Origin of the sequence: Peloplasma aerotolerans (genome assembly GCF_030012175.1) — a bacterium.
Lineage (GTDB): Bacteria > Bacillota_I > Bacilli_A > Acholeplasmatales > Acholeplasmataceae > Peloplasma > Peloplasma aerotolerans.
This window is the reverse complement of sequence record NZ_JASCXW010000079.1, coordinates 1-1507: the sequence shown is the minus strand read 5'-3', so window position 1 is coordinate 1507 and position 1507 is coordinate 1. Positions and strand designations below refer to the sequence as shown.

The following is a 1507-nucleotide window of genomic DNA, read 5'->3' as shown; positions in this document are numbered from 1 at the left end:
TAAAATGTACCCTATAAAACGGACTCTTTGAAAAAAGACCCGAGCTATAGGGTTTTTACTTTATAATAGAGATAATAGGAAGCTGGTGATGAAATGGGATTATATTATTTCACAGATGAACAAGTCATAGAATTATCAAAAAATCCAAATGTTAAGCATGTGAGCAACAAAAGCATAACCTATCAGGAATCATTTAAAGAAACCTATCTTGAGGCTTATTCACAGGGCAAGACATCAAGAACAATTTTTATTGAAGCTGGGTTTAATGTGCAAGTTCTTGGTGATGATCGGATCAAATCATCAGGCAAACGATGGCGTAGACAAAGTAAGCGGTTAGAAGGTGTAAAAGACACACGTAAAGGTGGATCTGGAAGACCTCGCACAAGAGATTTAACAAAGGATGAAATCATCGAAAGACAAAAAGCACAAATCGAGTATTTAAAACAAGAGCGGGACTTCTTATTGGAACTCAAACGGCTGGAAAGGCAAGCGATCAGAAAGCAGCAATTAAGCCCAAAGAAAAGTTTAAAATCATCCAAAAAATGATGAGCCATAAGAAAAATAGACTCACATTAACCTACTTACTTGAATTATCAGGTGTATCTAAAAGTGGATACTATGGATTTAGTGAACAAACAGATTCAAAACTACTTAGAGAACTCAAAGATGAAGAAGATTTTGAGTTGATCATGCAGGCATATCGGTTTAAAGGCTTTAATAAAGGGGCGAAACAGCTGAAGATGACCTTAGAAAATCAATTTGACACCATCATGAATCTGAAGAAGATTAGACGTCTCATGAAGAAATTCGGGTTATATTGTCCAATCAGAAAAGCAAACCCCTATAAGCGTATGGCCAAAGCAATGAAAACATCACATGTCGCACCAAACAAGTTAGAGCGTAAGTTTAAAGAGGGGAATCCAAATCAGATTCTACTCACAGATATAACTTATCTAACTTATGACTTAAATCAAAGAGCTTACTTATCGGGTATCAAAGATGGTGTGACCACTGAGATACATGGTTATAAAGTATCTAGAAGTTTGGATATCAGCTTCGTTGAAGAGAGCATGAAGCAGCTAGATAAAATCGTGTTAGATCCAAAAGCACTGATTAACTCTGATCAAGGCACACATTACACATCACACGCTTTTCAACGCTGCGTCAAAGAGCTAGGGATTGAACAATCCATGTCCAGACGAGGAAATTGCTGGGATAACGCACCGATTGAATCGTTCTTTGGTCACATGAAGGATGAGATTAATCTGATTAACTGCAAGACATTTGAAGAGATTGAGAAAGCAGTTGATGAATATATGGACTACTACAATAACTATCGGTATCAATGGGGTTTAAATCGAATGACTCCAAGAGCTTATGGTGATATGCTTAGAAATAAAAGCACTAAAAAAGATGGTCGCTCTCTAAAAGAACAACCATCTTACTTAAATGATTTAAATTATTAAGGTCTTTTTTTACTTAGTCCTTGACATAGGGTACACATTAA

General features: G+C 36.2%; 2 protein-coding genes. Both read left to right on the top strand.

Annotated features, from left to right (window positions below; all coding sequences use genetic code 11):
* The first annotated feature begins 93 nt into the window (after positions 1-93).
* Positions 94-546 carry an HTH domain-containing protein gene (locus QJ521_RS09620; protein ID WP_282840266.1) on the top strand — a complete coding sequence of 151 codons (453 nt, stop codon included), beginning with the start codon at positions 94-96 and terminating at the stop codon, positions 544-546.
* Positions 546-1466, top strand: coding sequence for an IS3 family transposase (locus tag QJ521_RS09615; protein ID WP_282840265.1), 921 nt, complete (start codon positions 546-548; stop codon positions 1464-1466). The genes QJ521_RS09620 and QJ521_RS09615 overlap by 1 nt, the downstream gene beginning before the upstream one ends.
* The last annotated feature ends 41 nt before the right edge of the window (positions 1467-1507 follow it).